Annotated in this window: 12 protein-coding genes; 8 read left to right on the forward strand and 4 right to left on the reverse strand. The window is 74.5% G+C overall.

Features of this window, described 5'->3' with window-relative positions:
• Window positions 1–75 precede the first annotated feature (75 nt).
• From ACGF5G_RS24250 to ACGF5G_RS24270, 5 genes are all read left to right on the forward strand, one after another.
• Window positions 76–810 carry a FadR/GntR family transcriptional regulator gene (locus ACGF5G_RS24250; protein WP_393266452.1) on the forward strand — a complete coding sequence of 245 codons (735 nt, stop codon included), beginning with the start codon at window positions 76–78 and terminating at the stop codon, window positions 808–810.
• Between the two features lie 77 nt (window positions 811–887).
• On the forward strand, window positions 888–1,862 hold the full coding sequence (locus ACGF5G_RS24255; RefSeq protein ID WP_393266454.1) for an NAD(P)-dependent oxidoreductase: 975 nt from the start codon (window positions 888–890) through the stop codon (window positions 1,860–1,862).
• Between the two features lie 17 nt (window positions 1,863–1,879).
• Entirely contained in the window at window positions 1,880–3,202 is a 1,323-nt protein-coding gene (locus ACGF5G_RS24260; RefSeq protein ID WP_393266456.1) for an MFS transporter, read from the forward strand.
• A gap of 20 nt (window positions 3,203–3,222) precedes the next feature.
• Window positions 3,223–4,116, forward strand: a complete 894-nt coding sequence (locus tag ACGF5G_RS24265; RefSeq protein ID WP_393266458.1) for a transketolase — start codon at window positions 3,223–3,225, stop codon at window positions 4,114–4,116.
• Complete coding sequence (locus ACGF5G_RS24270; protein ID WP_393266460.1) at window positions 4,113–5,108, forward strand: transketolase family protein; 996 nt, start codon at window positions 4,113–4,115, stop codon at window positions 5,106–5,108. Before ACGF5G_RS24265 ends, ACGF5G_RS24270 begins: the two co-directional genes overlap by 4 nt.
• A gap of 87 nt (window positions 5,109–5,195) precedes the next feature.
• Here ACGF5G_RS24270 and ACGF5G_RS24275 read toward each other — a convergent pair whose 3' ends face one another.
• Together ACGF5G_RS24275 and ACGF5G_RS24280 are read right to left on the reverse strand one after the other, a co-directional pair.
• A complete protein-coding gene (locus tag ACGF5G_RS24275) occupies window positions 5,196–6,821 on the reverse strand; it encodes an ABC transporter permease (RefSeq protein ID WP_393266463.1) in 1,626 nt (541 codons plus the stop codon).
• A complete protein-coding gene (locus ACGF5G_RS24280; RefSeq protein WP_393266466.1) occupies window positions 6,818–7,759 on the reverse strand; it encodes an ATP-binding cassette domain-containing protein in 942 nt (313 codons plus the stop codon). Before ACGF5G_RS24280 ends, ACGF5G_RS24275 begins: the two co-directional genes overlap by 4 nt.
• 108 nt (window positions 7,760–7,867) lie before the next feature.
• Between ACGF5G_RS24280 and ACGF5G_RS24285 the strand changes: the two genes are divergently transcribed.
• Window positions 7,868–8,623, forward strand: a complete 756-nt coding sequence (locus ACGF5G_RS24285; protein WP_393266469.1) for a TetR family transcriptional regulator — start codon at window positions 7,868–7,870, stop codon at window positions 8,621–8,623.
• A 51-nt stretch (window positions 8,624–8,674) separates the two neighbouring features.
• Here ACGF5G_RS24285 and ACGF5G_RS24290 read toward each other — a convergent pair whose 3' ends face one another.
• Window positions 8,675–11,767 (reverse strand): NACHT domain-containing protein, encoded by a 3,093-nt coding sequence (locus ACGF5G_RS24290; protein WP_393266471.1) that lies wholly within the window; start codon window positions 11,765–11,767, stop codon window positions 8,675–8,677.
• An 82-nt stretch (window positions 11,768–11,849) separates the two neighbouring features.
• Window positions 11,850–13,643, reverse strand: a complete 1,794-nt coding sequence (locus ACGF5G_RS24295) for an ABC transporter ATP-binding protein (RefSeq protein WP_393266606.1) — start codon at window positions 13,641–13,643, stop codon at window positions 11,850–11,852.
• A gap of 78 nt (window positions 13,644–13,721) precedes the next feature.
• Between ACGF5G_RS24295 and ACGF5G_RS24300 the strand changes: the two genes are divergently transcribed.
• The gene (locus ACGF5G_RS24300; protein WP_393266473.1) at window positions 13,722–14,147 is read left to right on the forward strand and encodes a MarR family winged helix-turn-helix transcriptional regulator; all 426 of its coding nucleotides are present in this window, start codon (window positions 13,722–13,724) and stop codon (window positions 14,145–14,147) included.
• A gap of 202 nt (window positions 14,148–14,349) precedes the next feature.
• Window positions 14,350–16,134 carry an N-acetylglutaminylglutamine amidotransferase gene (locus ACGF5G_RS24305; RefSeq protein ID WP_393266476.1) on the forward strand — a complete coding sequence of 595 codons (1,785 nt, stop codon included), beginning with the start codon at window positions 14,350–14,352 and terminating at the stop codon, window positions 16,132–16,134.
• Window positions 16,135–16,202: the final 68 nt, after the last annotated feature.

Here is a 16,202-nt window from a genome sequence, read left to right on the forward strand (position 1 = left end):
AATTTGTTGACGCGCACGTAACGCCGACATAACCTCGGGGCATTGGTACGACCAATCTCACCCGGAGGTGGGCGGATGGGCACCGACCTGGCGCTGCTGGTGCAGAGCCTCGCCGAGCGGGCGAACCCCGAGCCGCAGACCGGCCGCCTCCGGCTGCCCACCGAGCGCGAGCTGGTCGCGTCGCTGGACGTCAGCCGGGGCGCGCTGCGGGAGCAACTGTCGATGCTGGAGATCCTCGGTTTCCTCGACCGTACGCAGGGCCGGGGTTCCTACCTCGACGTGCCCGACGCCAGCTTCATCCAGCTCTACTTCGACCTCTGCCGGCAGCTCGGTCACCTGAGCGACGACCAGTTCACCTCCGCGCGGGAGATGCTGGAGGTGTCGGTCGCGGAGGCCGCCGCCCGGATGGCCACGGCCGACGACGTCGACGCCCTGCGGGGCCTGGTCGACGAGATGGTCCAGGCCAGCGCCGCCGGTGAGGACGACCGCGCCCTGGAGGCGGACCTGGAGTTCCACCGCCGGCTCTACCGGATCGTCGACAACCCGATCTTCACACTGCTGCACGACGGCCTGAGCCACGCGCTGCGCAGCGAGGTGGTCGAGCGCCGCCGGCGCGCCGTCGAGCGGGAACCCCTCCAGACGGGCAAGACCCGGGTGATCGACACCGTGCACTACGGAATCGTGGAGGCGATCGGCGAGCGCGACGGCGAGGGCGCCCGGATCGCGATGCGCCGGCACTTCACGGTCTGGTCCTCCCTCACCGCCGCCTCCCCTGACGCCGGTACGCCGGACGGGAAGCCCCGCCGGTAGGCCCGGCCGGGAAGCCCGGACGGGAAGCCCGGACGGGAAGGCCGCCACCTACCGCCCACAGCACTGCACACCCACCCGTGACGCGGCGATCCCGGCCGCGCACCGGGTGGCTGCTACCCGAAAACAGCCTGACCGCACAGGGCGCCACCCGGCGCCGGACCGGAGGGACAGCGATGAGCAACCCCAGCGTCGTCTTCGTCGGCATCGGCGCCATCGGGCTGCCGATGGCGAGCCGACTGGTCGCCGCCGGCCACCCCGTGACCGGCGTGGACCCGGTGCCGGCCGCCCGGGAACGGGCCGCAACCGCCGGACTGACCGCCGTCGACCGGTTCGCCGCCGCGCCCCGGGCGGACTTCGTGGTGGTCATGGTCGCCACCCCCGCCCAGCTCGCGGACCTGGTCACCGAGGCGGTCGCCACGGACCTGACCGGGCAGCGGTGGATCGTGATGAGCACCGTGGGCCCGGACGCCGTACGCCAGGAAGCCGACCGGCTCGCGGCGGCCGGTGCGCGGGTCGTCGACGTGCCCGTGACCGGCGGGGTGGCGCGGGCCCGCACCGGCGAGCTGACCCTGTTCGCCTCGGGCGCGGCGGCCGACGTCGACGCCGCCCGGGTGGTGCTCGACCGGTTCGGCACCGTCCGGCCGGTCGGCGCGGCGGTCGGCGACGGCCAGGCCATCAAGGTGGTCAACCAGCACCTCTGCGCGGTGCACATCGTGGCGGCGGCCGAGGCGCTCGCCCTGGCCGGCCGGCTCGGGCTCGACCGGGAGCAGGTGCTGTTCCTCGTCGAGCAGGGCGCGGCCGGCTCGTGGATGCTCTCCGACCGCGGGCCCCGGATGCTGCGGGGCACCGACGTCGAGGTCACCAGCACCATCAACATCTTCGTCAAGGACAGCGGCCTCGTGGCCGCCGCCGCCCGCGCCGCCGATGCGGACACCCCGCTGCTGGACATCGCCCGGGCGCGCTACCAACAGGCCGCCGACGCCGGCCTGGCGACGCGCGACGACTCGCGCGTCATCGAGACATACCCGTCCCCCACCGACCCCCATCGGTAACAGCAAGGAGCAGGACAATGAGTGCTGCCACCGGCGTGGCCACACGCCCGGACAACCCCGGCAAGGTCTCGTTCGCCTCGATGATCGGCACGGCCGTCGAGAGCTACGACTTCTTCATCTACGGCACCGCCTCGGCGGCGTACTTCGGCACGGTCTTCTTCCACACCGAGGAGAAGCTCGTCGGCGTGCTCGCGTCGTTCGCGACGCTGGCCATCGGCTTCCTCTTCCGCCCGCTCGGCGGCTACCTCGCCGGGCACTACGGTGACCGGCTGGGCCGCAAGACCATCCTGATGTGGTCGCTGGTCGTCATGGGCGTGGCGACCGTCCTGGTCGGCGTGCTGCCGACGTACGCCCAGGCGGGCGTGATCGCGCCGATCCTGCTGATCCTGCTGCGGATCGTCCAGGGCATCGGCTTCGGCGCCGAGTGGGGCGGCGCGGTCCTGATGGCCGTCGAGCACGCCCCCGCCCGGCGCCGCGGCTTCTTCGGCGCGGTGCCGCAGATCGGCATCCCCGCCGGGCTGCTGCTGGCCAACGGCGCCTTCCTGCTCAGCGAGGCGCTGTTCGAGGGCAGCTGGGTGTGGCGCGCGCCGTTCCTCTTCTCCATCGTGATGGTCGCCGTCGGCCTGTTCATCCGGATGCGGGTCGCCGAGTCCCCCGACTTCACCGAGATGAAGGCGAACAACGAGATCCGCAAGGCCCCGGCCCTGGAGGTCATCCGGCGGGACTGGCGGGTCATCCTCAAGATCGTCACGCTGCGCCTGGCGGAGACCGGCGGCTACTACGTCACCACCAGCTTCATGCTCTCGTACGTGGTGCTGGCCGAGCTGACCGACAAGCAGAACGTGCTGATCGGCACGATGGTCGGCTCCGCCCTCGGCCTCGGCAGCCACCTGCTCTTCGGCGCGCTCTCCGACCGCGTCGGGCGCAAGCCGGTCTTCCTGATCGGGTCGGTCTTCACCATCGCCTTCGGCATCCCGATGTTCCTGCTGATCAACACCGGGGCGGTCATCATGGTGATCGTCGCGGTGGCCCTGGGGCTGCTGCTGAGCCACGACCCGATCTTCGCGGTCGAGTCGTCCTGGTTCTCCGAGCAGTTCCCCCGCGACGTCCGGTCCTCGGGCATCTCGCTCGGCTACAACGGTGCCTCCCTGGTCGCCGGGCTGCTGCCCTTCGGGGCGACCGCCCTCTACGGCTGGATCGGCTGGATCGGGCCGGCGGTGCTGTTCACGCTGCTCGGCGTCGTCTCCACGGCCGCCGCCGCCTTCACGCCCGAGACCGCACCGGCCAAGGTCGGCGACCCTCAGGCCACACCGGCCAAGTCCCAGCCCGCCCTCGTCTGATCCGAAGGACCGTGAACGACGTGACCACCATCAGCGAACCGCGATCCGACGCCCGGCTCGCCCTGCCGGCGCGGGCCGAGCGGGTGCGCGACGCGGCGTACCGGATGCGACACCACATCCTCGACATGGGCGAGGCACAGGGGCAGGGCTACGTCGGGCAGGCGCTCGGCGCCGCCGACCTGCTGGCCGCCGTCTACATCGACCAGCTCCGGCACCGGCCGGACGACGTGCACTGGCCGGACCGGGACCGGTTCCTGCTCTCCACCGGCCACTACGCCATCGCGCTCTACGCCGCCCTCGCCGAGGCGGGCATCGTCCCGGTCGAGGAGCTGCAGACGTACGGCTCGGACGGCTCGCGCCTGCCGATGTCCGGCATGGCCTCGTACACCCCGGGGATGGAGATCTCCGGCGGCTCGCTGGGGCACGGGCTGACCGTCGCCGTGGGCATGGCGCTCGGCCTGCGCCACCAGGGCCGGGCGGCCCGGGTCGTCAACTTCCTCTCCGACGGCGAGCTGAACGAGGGCTCGACGTGGGAGGCGGCCATGGGCGCGGCGCACCACCGGCTGGGCCACCTGACCGCGCTGGTCGACATGAACGCCCTCCAGGCCGACGGCCGGACGGAGTCCGTGCTCCAGATCGAGCCGGCCGAGCAGAAGTGGGCGGCGTCGGGCTGGTTCACGCAGCGGGTCGACGGCAACGACGTCGAGGCGCTGCTGGCGGCCTTCGACGCGGTCGCCGCGCAGGCCGAGTCGCACGGACGCCCCTCGGTGATTCTCTGCGACACCCGGATCGGGCGCGGCGTGCCGCTGCTGGAGACCCGCGAGAAGGCCCACTTCATGCGGATCGACGCGGACGAGTGGGAGCTGTGCCGCCAGCAGTTGACGGCAGGACACCAGGCAGGAGAGGCACGATGACCAGCGCGACGGCACCGAAGCGACTCACCACGTCGGCGATGATCGCGTCCTTCGCCGACCCCGGGCAGAAGACCGCGGACGCGCCCTTCGGCCACGCCCTGGCCGCCCTCGCCGAGCAGGACCAGCGGATCGTCGGGCTCACCGCCGACCTGGGCAAGTACACCGACATGCACATCTTCGCCAAGGCCCACCCGGAGCGGTTCTTCCAGATGGGCATGGCCGAGCAGCTGCTGCTGGGGGCGGCGGCGGGCATGGCCGAGGTCGGCCTGGTGCCGTTCGCCTCGACGTACGCGGTGTTCGCCGCGCGGCGGGCGTACGACTTCCTCTGCCTGGACATCGCCGAGCCGAACCTGAACGTCAACATCGTCGGGGGCCTGCCCGGCCTCACCACCGGGTACGGCCCCAGCCACCAGGCGACCGAGGACATCGCGATCTTCCGGGGCATGCCGAACCTGACCATCGTCGACCCGTGCGACTCGGTCGACATCGCCCAGGCGGTGCCCCAGCTCGCCGCGAGCGACGGGCCGACCTACCTGCGCCTGCTGCGCGGCAAGGTGCCGACGGTCCTCGACGAGTACGACTACACGTTCCGGCTCGGCAAGGCGGCCGTGCTGCGCGGCGGCGCCGACGTGGTGCTCGTCTCCAGCGGCCTGATGACGATGCGGGCGTTGCAGGCCGCGGAGCGACTGGCCCGGCACCGGGTCGACGTGGCGGTCGTCCACACGCCGACGATCAAGCCGTTCGACAGCGAGACCGTGCTGGCCGAGGTCGACAGCGACCGGCTGGTGCTCACGCTGGAGAACCACACGGTGGTCGGCGGGCTCTTCGAGACGGTCGCCTCGGCCGTGGTCCGGGCCGGGCTCGGCAAGCGGGTCGTGCCGGTCGCGTTGCCAGACGAGTTCCTGGCCGCCGGCGCCCTGCCGACGCTGCACGACCGGTACGGCCTGGCCACCGACGCCGTGGTCGAGAAGGTCCTCGCCGAGCTGGGCTGACCGTGAGCACGGCGGCCCGCCCGAGATGTTAGGAAGGGACCCTTGTACTACCGGATGCGTTAACAGGGGTCCCTTCCTTTCACACGGTCAGCTCGGGACGTCGCGGCGGCGGAAGCCGGCCAGGCCGGCCGCGAGCAGCACCACCGCCACCCCCGTCAGCACGACCAGCGGCAGCGCCGCCAGGTCGACCGCCGGCACCGACGGCACGTGCGTGTACGGGGACAGGTTCAGCGCCGCCTGCGGCAGGTCGAGCACCGCGCCGAGCTGCCCGAGCAGCAGGAACCCGATCAGCGCCGCCCAGGACAGCGCCACCGACCAGCGGGGCAGCAGCCCGAACAGCGCCGTCACCACCCCGGCCACCACCAGCAGGGCCGGCAGCCGCACCAGCGCCGCCCCGCCCAGCTCGGCGGTCTGCCCGAGCGGGTCGCCGGTGACCAGGCCGTAGCCGAGCCCGGTGGTGAGGCCGCCCAGCAGCACCAGGGCGAGCGCGCCGAGCGTGGCGGCGACCACCTGGGTGGTCAGCCAGCGGGTACGGCTGACGGCGGTGGCCAGGATCGCCTCCAGCCGGCCGTCGGTCTCGTCGCCGCGTGTGCGCAGCAGCGCCTGCACGACGTACGCCCCGATCGTCAGCGCGAACAGCCCCAGCATCGCCGCCAGGTACGCGTCGATCAGTTTCGCGCCGCCGCCCATCGCGCTGATCGCCTCGGCGGCGGCCGGGTTCTCCTCGATCATGGCGTTGAACTCGTCCCCGGCGATGCCCATCGAGAGCCCGAGCACCGCCACCCCGATCGCCCAGCCGAGCAGCGCGCCGCGCTGCAACCGCCAGGCCAGCCCGGCGGGGCTGAGCAGCCGGGGCGCGGCCGTCGCCGGCCCCCGTCGGGGCGCGACGAGCCCCGCGCCGACGTCCCGCCGGTCGGCGAGGGCGTAGGCGAGCGCCACGCCGGCGACCAGCAGCGCGACGGGCAGCGCGAGCACCCACCACCGTTCGCCGACGTACGCGCGGACCTGGTTGCCCCAGCCGAGCGGGGAGAGCCAGGACGGCCAGGCGCTGACCACGCGCAGGCCGCCGTCGGTCTGCTCGCCGAGCACGTCGCCGGCGGCCCGGAGCAGGAAGGCGACCCCGACGGTCGCGGCGGCGAGTGCGTTCGCGCCCCGCGAGGTGACCGACACCTGGGCGGTGACCGCGGCGATACCGGTGAAGGCCACCCCGACGCCGCCGACGGCGGCCGCCGCCGCGACGGACCCGGCAGGCGGCAGGCCGGCGCCGGCCAGGGCGACGGCGAGCAGGGCCGCCGCCAGCACGTTCGCCGCGACGACGACCAGCAGGGCGGCGGTGAGCAGCGCGTACCGGCCGACGACGGAGGCGCCCAGCAGCTCCGCCCGGCCGGTCTCCTCGTTCTGCCGGGTGTGCCGGACCACCGCGAACGTGCTCAGCAGCGCGGCGAGCAGGGCCAGCGTCACGTACGTCTCGGCGACCACCACCGCGCCGAGTTCCGTGCCGGCGATGGGGCCGTTGAACGCGCGGGCGACCAGGCTGGACGCCGACGTGGTGGCGTACCCGACCCGGGACGCCTCGTCCGGGTAGAACTCCTTGACGCTCCCGGCGAGGGCGTAGCCGAGCAGGGGCGTGCCGAGCACCCAGACGGCGAGCCGGACCCGGTCGCGGCGCAGCACGAGCCGGGCGAGCCGCCCGGTGCCGGTGAACGCGCTCATCGGGTGCCCGCCTGCCGCTCGGCGCCGGCCCGGTGACCGTTGGCGGCGATGGCCGCGCGCTCGTCGCCGTAGTGGCGCAGGAACAGTTCCTCCAGGGTGGGCGGGGCGCTGGTCAGGGCCCGGACGCCGAAGCGGACGAGGTGCCCGAGCAGCTCGTCGAGGTGGGCGGGCTCGATCTCCAGGTGGATGCGCCCGTCGACCTCCCGCACCTCGTGGACGCCCGGCAGGGCCGCCAGGCCGGTCGCCGGCCGCGCGGTCTCGACCGTGACCGCCGTACGCGTCAGGTGGCGCAGCTCGGCGAGGGTGCCGGACTCGACGGACCGACCCTCGCGGATGATGCTGACCCGGTCGCAGAGCGCCTCGACCTCGGCCAGCACGTGGCTGGAGAGCAGCACGGTGGCGCCGTCGCGCTTGAGCTGGCGAACCTCGTCCTGGAACACGGCCTCCATCAGCGGGTCCAGCCCGGACGTCGGCTCGTCGAGCACGTAGAGCTCGACGTCGGACGCGAAGGCCGCGACGATCGCGACCTTCTGCCGGTTGCCCTTGGAGTAGGTGCGGCACTTGCGCGTCGGGTCGAGGTCGAAGCGCTCCAGCAGGGCGTCGCGGCGGCGCCGGTCGAGCCCGCCGCGCAGCTTGCCGAACAGGTCGATCGCCTCGCCCCCGGAGAGGTTCGGCCACAGGTTCACGTCGCCCGGCACGTACGCCAGCCGGCGGTGCAGGGCGACCGCCTCCCGCCACGGGTCGGCGTCGAACACCCGCACGTCGCCCGCGTCGCGGCGCAGCAGGCCGAGCAGGATCCGGATGGTGGTGGACTTGCCGGAGCCGTTGGGGCCGAGGAAGCCGTGCACCTCCCCCGCCTCGACCCGCAGGTCCAGTTCGTCGAGCGCCCGGACGCTGCCGAACGTCTTGACGAGGTTGTCGATGGAGATGACGGGCATGACCCCTCCTGCCGCTGGCGGTGCCGACCGTCCCCACTGTACTGACCGATGGTCAGCCGAATCAACGGTGGTGTCACCCACCGGTCAGACGCGGCTAGGCTTGCCGGCATGACCGTCGAGGCACCCGACGACACGCGCACCCGGATCCTGCGCGCGGCGCTCGACCTGTTCGCCGAGCACGGCTACCAGCGCACCCCGCTGCGCCAGATCGGCGAGCGGCTGCGGCTGACCAAGGCCGCGATCCTCTACCACTTTCCCACCAAGGAGCACCTGCTCACGGCCCTGGTCGAGCCGCTGGTCGCCGACCTGGAGGCACTGCTGGACGCGGCCGAGGCGGGGCCGCCCGAGCGGGCGCGTCGGGCGGTGCTGGAGGGCTGGGTGGACACCATGCTGACCCACCGCCGCCCGCTCGGCATGCTCTTCCACGACATCGCCCTGATCACGCGCGGCGACACGTTCAACCGGCTGATGCGGATCGCGATGCGGGCCAACGACCTCATCGCCGGGCCCGACGCCGGGCGGCGGGAGCGGGTCCGGGCGGTGCAGGCGGTCGCCATGTGCAGCGACCCCGTCGTCTTCTTCGCCGACGTGCCCGACGAGGTGCTGCGGGCGGACATGCTCGACGGCGTGCACCGCCTGCTGGACGGCGCGCCGCCCGGGGACCAACCGGGCGCGGCCGGGGACGGTGGCGGCGCGGCGAGCGGCCGACGCCGGCCCGGCCGGCCGCGGGCGATGAGCCCGGAGCAGGTCAAGGCGGCGCGGCGGATGCACGCCGCCGGCAGCCACTCGGCGGACGAGATCGCCGCCGCGCTGGGGGTCTCGCGGGCCACCGTCTACCGCCACCTGGACCCGGTCGTCGAATAATGAGACACGTTACGAGACGGTTCTGAGACGCGGCAGGAGTCTGCCGACCGGTCAGCCGTCGTGCCACATCGGGGCGCCGCGGCGCAGGGTCCGCGCCGCGATGTCGGGGGCGGACAACACGTCGACCAGCCTGCGGGCTGCGGCCGCCGCAGGTGCCCCCAGCGTCGGGTGGCCGACCACCGCGTGGCACGCCTGCAAGCCGATCTCGGCCAGCTCCCGTCGGCCCAGCTCCATCCGCCGCCCGCGGGCCCGCCGCTCGGCGAGCACGGCCCGGAGCCGGTCGCGCACCTCCGCCCGCTCGTCGACGACGCGCCGCAGCACCGCCACCGACCAGCACCATGCCTGCACGAGCAGCAGCGGATCGGTGCGGTCGTCGGAGTCGTCGGGGCAGTCGGCCAGGAGCAGCTGCTCGTGGCAGAGGGCGAGGGCCGCGCCGGTGTCCCCGTCCCCGTCGAGCATGATCCGGGCCAGCATTCCCGCGCCGAGGGGCGTCGACCGGCCCGCGCCGTCGTCGTCGCTCTCCACCGCGACCAGCCGCTCCAGGTGCTCCCGAGCCGCGTCGACGTCGCCCTCCGCGTAGCGGACGGCCGCCAGGAACTCCCGGGTGGCGGACAGGGGCTCGCCCGCCTGCTCCTCCCCACGCAGCAGCTCGTCGGCGGCGGCCCGCAGCTCGGCCAGCGGCGCGGCGGCGGCAACCAGCTCGGACACCCGCCGACGCTGCGCCGCCGCCGGCGTCGCACCCGTGCGCGCGAGCGGTGCCGGCATGGGCGCCAACAGCTCCCCCAGCCGGCTCCACTCCCCGGCGGCGGCGCCCACCAGCAGCGCCTTGCGCAGCGCGGCCAGCGTGAGGTCGTCGGCCGGCCCGACGTTCGCCGCGCGGGCCCGCGTGACGGCGGCGAACACGCCGAGCGCCTCCGGCCAGAACCCCGCCCGGGCCAGCTCGACGCCGAATGCCTCGCGCGGCCGGCCGCCCCGCCGCCCCGCCAGCGAGCCCGCCGCCAGCCGGCTCTGCAGGCGGCCGTGCCGGAACCGGTACGCCCCGGCGCCGTGCCGCAACAGGCCGACCGTCTCGGCGTGGCCGAGGAACGCCAGCAGCCGGTGCGGCAGGCGGCCGCCTGCCGCCAGGACCACCCGGGCCAGGCAGAACCGGACCCACGCGCCGTCCCCGCGCGTGTGCACCCACCAGCCCAGCCCCGCGCCGAGCCCGGCGTAGCCGAGGGCCTGCGGCGAGGGCAGCCGGGGCAGCAGGCCGGTCACCCACAGCAGCGCGGAGCCGGCCAGCACACCGACGAACCCGGCGGCGACGCTCGGCACCACCGACGCGATCGTCGCCGCGCGGTCGGCCCGGACGGTCTCGACCACGCCGGTGGCCCCGAGTTCCGCGGCCGGGGCGGCGACGTCTATCCGCAGCGCGGACCGGACCGCGACGAGGGCGAACCAGGCGGCGCCGAGCACGACCGCGGCGCGCAGCTCGACCGGCCATCCGGTCAGCCCGGGCAGCCGGCCCGTCGCGGCGGCCAGCTCGGGCGGCGGGGTGAACAGCCACAGCACGAACCAGGTCAGGAACCCCCAGAACGCTCCCCGGAGCAGCCCGTCGAGCACCCCCTCGCGGAGCGCGCCCCGGCCGCCGACGAACACCACCCGGGTGGGCCGGCTGCCCGGGTCGCGGGCGCCACCGCCCAGCGCGGCGGCCGGCACGGCCACCGCGGCGGCCGCCACCCCCAGGTCGGCGGGATGGTCGGCGAGGGCGGTGAGCAGCTCGCGGGTGCCCGGGTCGGCGACCATCCCGGCCACCGACCGGAGGGCCTCCCCGGCGAGGGCGAGGGCCAGCCACACCGCCAGCCCGGTACGCAGGCCGCCGACGACGGCCCAGAACAACCGGGGCAGCGCGGCCGGCAGCTGCCACCAGCGGAACTCGCGGACGCCGAGCGATTCCAGGTGCGCGGCCACGAAGGTCAGGTAGCGCCGGGCCCGCTCCGGTTCCCACCGGCGCAGCCCCTGGGCGCCCCGGCGCGACCGCAGCGCGGCGTCGACCGCCCGGGACAGCAGCTCGTCCTCCACGGCGCCCCGCCCCCGGCTGGCCGCCAGCGGCACGAGGTCGCGGGGGTCGGTGCCGGGCTGGTCGAACGCACTGCGGGCCATCGCCACCATCAACGGCGTGGCCAGCGCCCCGCTCAGCTCCGCGTCGCCGTCGATGCGCGCCGCGACGGTCGACCAGTTGCCGGCCTGGTGCAGGGGCGCGGCGTCGACCAGGTACTCCGCCACCTCGTCCGGCACCAGCGGCTCGATCACCACCACCGCGGCGCCGCGCACCCTCTCGCCCTGGTCGAGGTACCTCTCGTACACCGACGTCCGGCAGGTCAGGACGAAGCGCTGCGTGGGCAACTCGTTGAGTTTCTCGAGGCAGGCGGTCACCCGCTCCTCGGGCACCTCGTCCAGGCCGTCGAGCACGGGCACGACGAGGTCCGTCTCGACCAGGTCCCGCAGCACCGCCACGCGACGGGGATGGCGGGGTGCGAGCTGCGTGTACCGCCGGGCGAGGCGGTCCACCAGCCAGTCACGGAACGTCTCCACGGTCGGGTCCCACGACGCGACGGGCAGCAGCACCGGCACGGGCGCCTCGGGGTCCCGGTGCGGCGGCAGCTCACGCGCCATCCGCAGGGCGATGACCGACTTACCGGATCCGGCCGGTCCCAGCACCAGCAACCGCCCGGACGGGATGCTCCGGTAGCGGCTCCACAGTGTCCCGTGGCGGCCGGACAGGTCCATCGGACCGGCCTCGCTGGACCGGCCGATGGCCCGCCAGGACGGCAGGAGCCGCTCGGCGGCGGTACGCCAGGTCACCGGGAGCGGGTACGGCTCGTCGACCGCCCGCAGCAGCGCCTCGTCACCCGGCTCGCGCCGGACCAGTTCGAAGAGTTCGTCCGCGGCCGCCCGGCGGTGGACCGCCGCCGCTGCCGAGCCGGCCTGCCGGTTGGTGAGGACCTGGTCCAGCACGACGTAGACGGCGATGACACCGGCGATCACGCCCCAGGCCCAGTTGACCTTCTCGAAGTCGTACCGCAACCAGACCCAGGCGGTCCCGGCCGCCGCGACGACGGCCACGAGGACGAGCAGGGCCCATGTCCACCCCCGACGCTGCACCGCCTGATTGTGATCGTCCACCGGCCGCGCGGGCGGCCCGGGGTCGGGTGTCGACGCACACCGCCGACGGCGGCCCCGGCCGTCAGGCGGCCAGCGTCGCGTAGCGGCCGGCGCGCTCCAGCAGGTCGTCGTGGGTGCCGGACTCGACGATACGGCCGTGGTCGAGCACGGCGATCCGTTCCGCGTCCCGCACGGTGGAGAGCCGGTGGGCGATGGTGATGGTGGTGCGGCCCCGGGCCACCTCGTCGAACGCCCGCTGCACCGCGCGTTCGGTCTCGGTGTCCAGCGCGCTGGTGGCCTCGTCGAGGATCAGGATGCGCGGGTCGCGCAGCAGCGTGCGGGCGATGGCGAGGCGCTGCTTCTCGCCGCCGGAAAAGCGGTGCCCCCGCGAGCCGACGACCGTGTCGTACCCGTCGGGCAGGCCGGCGATCAGGTCGTGGATCCGGGCGGCGCGGGCGGCGCCCTCGATCTCGGCGTCGGTGGCGTCCGGGCGGGCGTAGCGCAGGTTCTCCCGCACGGTGGTGTGCAGCAGGTAGGTCTCCTGGCTGACCACGCCGACGATCGCCGCCAGGTCCGCCAGGCGCAGGTCGCGCAGGTCGACGCCGTCGACACTGATCCGGCCGCTCGTCGGGTCGTGCAGCCGGCTGACCAGCGCGGCCAGGGTGCTCTTGCCGGAGCCGGTCTCGCCGACCAGGGCGAGGCCGGTGCCGGCCGGCACGTCGAGGGTGATCCCGGCGACCGCGGCGGTGTCGCTGCCCGGGTAGCTGAAGGTGACGTCGGTGAACCGCAGGTCGCCCCGGACCCGGCGCGGGTCGACGTCGACCGGCTCGGCGGGGTCGTCGACCTCGACCGGCAGGTCCAGGTACTCGAAGATCCGGGCGAACAGCGCCAGCGAGGCGGTCACCGAGACGCCCACGTTGAGCAGGCCCATCAGCGGCCGGAACAGCCCGCCCTGCAACGCGGTGAAGGCGACCAGGGTGCCGATGCTGAGCGTGCCGGCGGCGCCGGGCAGGCCGGTGCTGAGGTAGATGACCGCCGGGATGGCGGCGAAGACGACGCTCATCGAGGCCATCCGCCAGCGGCCGGCGAGTTCGGAGCGCAGCTCAAGGTCGACCAGGCGGGCCGACGAGGCGGTGAAGCGCGCGGCCAGCGCCGGGCCGGTGCCGAGGGTCTTCGCCAGGTGTACGCCGCTGACCGACAGCCCCTCCTCGACGGTGACGTTGAGGTCGGCGAGTTCGCGCTGGCGTCGCGCGGTGATCTCGCGGCGCAGGTGGGCGACCCGGCGGGTCAGCCAGACGGCCGGCGGCAGCACGACGAGGGAGACCAGCGAGAGCCGCCAGGAGAGCGCGACCATCGCCGCCGCGGTGGCCACCACGGTGGTCAGGTTGGACGCGATCGAGGTGGCGGTGGAGGTGACCACGCTCTGCATGCCGCCGATGTCGTTGGTGATCCGCGACTGCACCTCGCCGGTGCGGGTGCGGGTGAAGAACGCCAGCGACTGCCGTTGCAGGTGGGTGAAGACGTCGGTGCGCAGCCGGTGCATGACCTGCTGCCCGACCCGGGTGGAGATCCAGGTCTGGAGGACGCCGAGCACCGAGGTCACCGCGGCGACCGCGACCATGCCGGCCACCAGCCAGCCGAGCAGCGCCAGGTCGCGCTCCGGCAGGGCCCGGTCGATCACGGCGCGGAGCAGGAAGGGGGAGGCCATGGCGAGCACCGAGGACACCACGATGATCGCGGTGACCGTGGCGAGCGCGCCCCGGTGCCGGGCGAACAGCCGGCCGATGCGCCGCAGCGACACCTGGCGGGCCTGTGCCTTCTCGGCGGCGCTGACCTTGCGGGGGCCGCGGTCGCGGCCGGAGGGGTGGGGTTCCAAGGGGTACTTCCTCACGTCGGGGATGCTGAGGTTACCTCAACATGAGGGAACAACAGCTCCTCCTGCTACCGTATTCCCGTGACCGGAGACACCGACGATGCCGGGGACGGCCTCGCCGAGGCGTTCTGGGCGGTGACCCGGCGGCTTCGGCACCGCACCCGGGAGGCGCTCGCGCCCTGGGACGTCACGCCCGGCCAGTCCCGGGCGCTCGGCGTGCTCATCCGGCACGGCGCGCTGCGGCCCGGCGCGCTCGCCGAGCACCTCCGCATCGCCCCGCGCTCGGCCACCGAGGTCGTCGACAACCTGGAGGCGCGCGGCCTCGTGCGACGCCGACCCGACCCCGCGGACCGGCGCGCCACCCTGGTCGCCCCGACCGAGGAGGGCACGCGGGCCGGCAAGGCCATCCACGCCGCCCGCCGGGCCGCCGCCGAGGACCTCTTCGGTGGCCTCACGCCGGCCGACCGGGCACAGCTCGCCCGCATCCTGCGTACGCTGCGCGACTGACCGGCCGCCGACGGGGCCGGCACCGCCCCGCGGGCCGGCCCGGGCCACGTGCCGGGGGTTTGGCCCGCCCGGGGTCGGGTAGCCCAGCCGCCCGTCCTGGCGACGGGACCGGGCCCCTGCGAGCGGGTGGTCCGCCACCTGCGACGCCGACGGGAGTGGTGACGGTGGGTCCGGTTCCCCCGAAAGCCGGTGACCGCTGACGATGTGCGGCATCAGTGGCGAGGCGAGGTTCGACGGGTCGACGCCCGACGCCGACGCGGTGACCCGGATGACCGAGGCGATGCGGTCCCGGGGCCCCGACGGCGAGGGCCTGTGGAACGACGGCTGGGTGACCCTCGGGCACCGCCGCCTCACCATCATCGACCTCTCCGAGGCGGGCGGCCAGCCGATGGTGCGCGAGGACCTCGGGTTGGGGCTGGTCTTCAACGGCTGCGTCTACAACTACCCGCAACTGCGCGACGAACTTCGGGAGGCCGGGCACACCTTCCACTCCACCAGCGACACCGAGGTGATCCTGGCGGCGTACGCGCAGTGGGGCGAACGCTTCGTCGACCACCTGGTCGGCATGTTCGCCGTGGTCCTCGTGGACCGGCAGCGGCGGCGGCTGGTGCTGGCCCGCGACCGGCTCGGCATCAAGCCGCTGTACCTGGCCGAGTCCCCCGGCCGGCTGCGGTTCGCCTCCACCCTGCCCGCGCTGCTGCGCGCCGGCGACGTGGACACCACGATCGACCCGGTGGCGCTGCACCACTACCTGTCCTGGCACTCGATCGTGCCGGCGCCCCGCACCGTGCTACGCGGCGTGCGCAAGCTCCCCCCGGCCACCGTACGGGTCGTGGAGGCCGACGGGCGCAGCCGCGAGCACGTCTACTGGCGGCCCGACTACGCCCGGGACCCCGCCCACGGCGGGATGGACGCGCGGGACTGGCGGGCCGCGATCGGCGGCGCGCTGCGCACGGCGGTTCGACGGCGGCTCGTCGCCGACGTCCCGGTCGGCGTGCTGCTCTCCGGCGGCCTGGACTCCAGCATGATCGTGGCGCTGCTGGCCGAGGCCGGGCAGCACCACCTCCAGACGTTCAGCATCGGCTTCGACAGCCGCGGCGGCGAGGTCGGCGACGAGTTCCACTACTCCGACCTCGTCGCCCGCGCCTTCGACACCGACCACCACCGCATCCGGCTCGCCGACGACGACCTGGTCCCGGCGGTACGCCGGACCGTCCACGCGATGACCGAGCCGATGGGCAGCCACGACGTGGTCGCCTTCCACCTGCTGTCCGAGCAGGTCGCGCGGCACGTCAAGGTGGCCCAGTCCGGGCAGGGCGCCGACGAGGTCTTCGCCGGCTACGGCTACCACCAGCCCCTCGCCCGGGTGCCCCGCGACGGCGCGGCAGACGCCTTCGCCGACGCGTTCTTCGACCGGGACCACGCCGAACTGTGCCGGGTGGTCAGCCCCGCGTACGCCTGCGACCGCGACGCCAGCCGCGAACTGCTCGCCGCCGACCTGGCGGCGAGCGGGGCGGACACCGCGCTGGACGCCGTGCTGCGCCTGGACACCCACCTGATGCTCCCCGACGACCCGGTGAAGCGGGTGGACAGCATGAGCATGGCGTGGGGGCTGGAGGTGCGCACGCCCTTCCTCGACCAGGATCTGGTCGCCCTCGCGGCGGCCTGCCCGCCCGAGCACAAGGTGGCCGGCGGCGGCAAGGGCGTGCTGAAGGAGATCGCCCGGGAGGTGCTGCCGGCCGAGGTGGTCGACCGGCCGAAGGGCTACTTCCCCGTGCCGGCGCTGCGCAACGTCGACGGCCCCGTGCGGCAGCTCGTCACCGAGGCCCTCGCCGCCCCCGCCGCCAGGGAGCGCGGCCTGTTCCGCCGTGAGTACCTCGACGAGCTGCTCGCGGTGCCGGACCGGGCGCAGGCCGCCGCCGGCAGCAACAAGCTGTGGCAGCTCGGCCTGCTGGAGCTGTGGCTCCAGTCCCACGACATCCGCTGACCGGCACGGCCCCGGCCCGCCTCGGCCCACACCCTGCGCCGCCGGTGCCGCGTGGCGGGGGCGGCACC

Origin of the sequence: Micromonospora sp. NPDC047730, from assembly GCF_043204765.1 — a bacterium.
Taxonomy (GTDB): Bacteria; Actinomycetota; Actinomycetes; order Mycobacteriales; family Micromonosporaceae; genus Micromonospora.

Coding starts and splice junctions, on each gene's coding strand:
- ACGF5G_RS24280 (WP_393266466.1), bottom strand. CDS start 7,759: ATGCCCGTCATCTCCATCGACAACCTCGTCAAGACGTTCGGCAGCGTC.
- ACGF5G_RS24275 (WP_393266463.1), bottom strand. CDS start 6,821: ATGAGCGCGTTCACCGGCACCGGGCGGCTCGCCCGGCTCGTGCTGCGC.
- ACGF5G_RS24270 (WP_393266460.1), top strand. CDS start 4,113: ATGACCAGCGCGACGGCACCGAAGCGACTCACCACGTCGGCGATGATC.
- ACGF5G_RS24285 (WP_393266469.1), top strand. CDS start 7,868: ATGACCGTCGAGGCACCCGACGACACGCGCACCCGGATCCTGCGCGCG.
- ACGF5G_RS24260 (WP_393266456.1), top strand. CDS start 1,880: ATGAGTGCTGCCACCGGCGTGGCCACACGCCCGGACAACCCCGGCAAG.
- ACGF5G_RS24305 (WP_393266476.1), top strand. CDS start 14,350: ATGTGCGGCATCAGTGGCGAGGCGAGGTTCGACGGGTCGACGCCCGAC.
- ACGF5G_RS24250 (WP_393266452.1), top strand. CDS start 76: ATGGGCACCGACCTGGCGCTGCTGGTGCAGAGCCTCGCCGAGCGGGCG.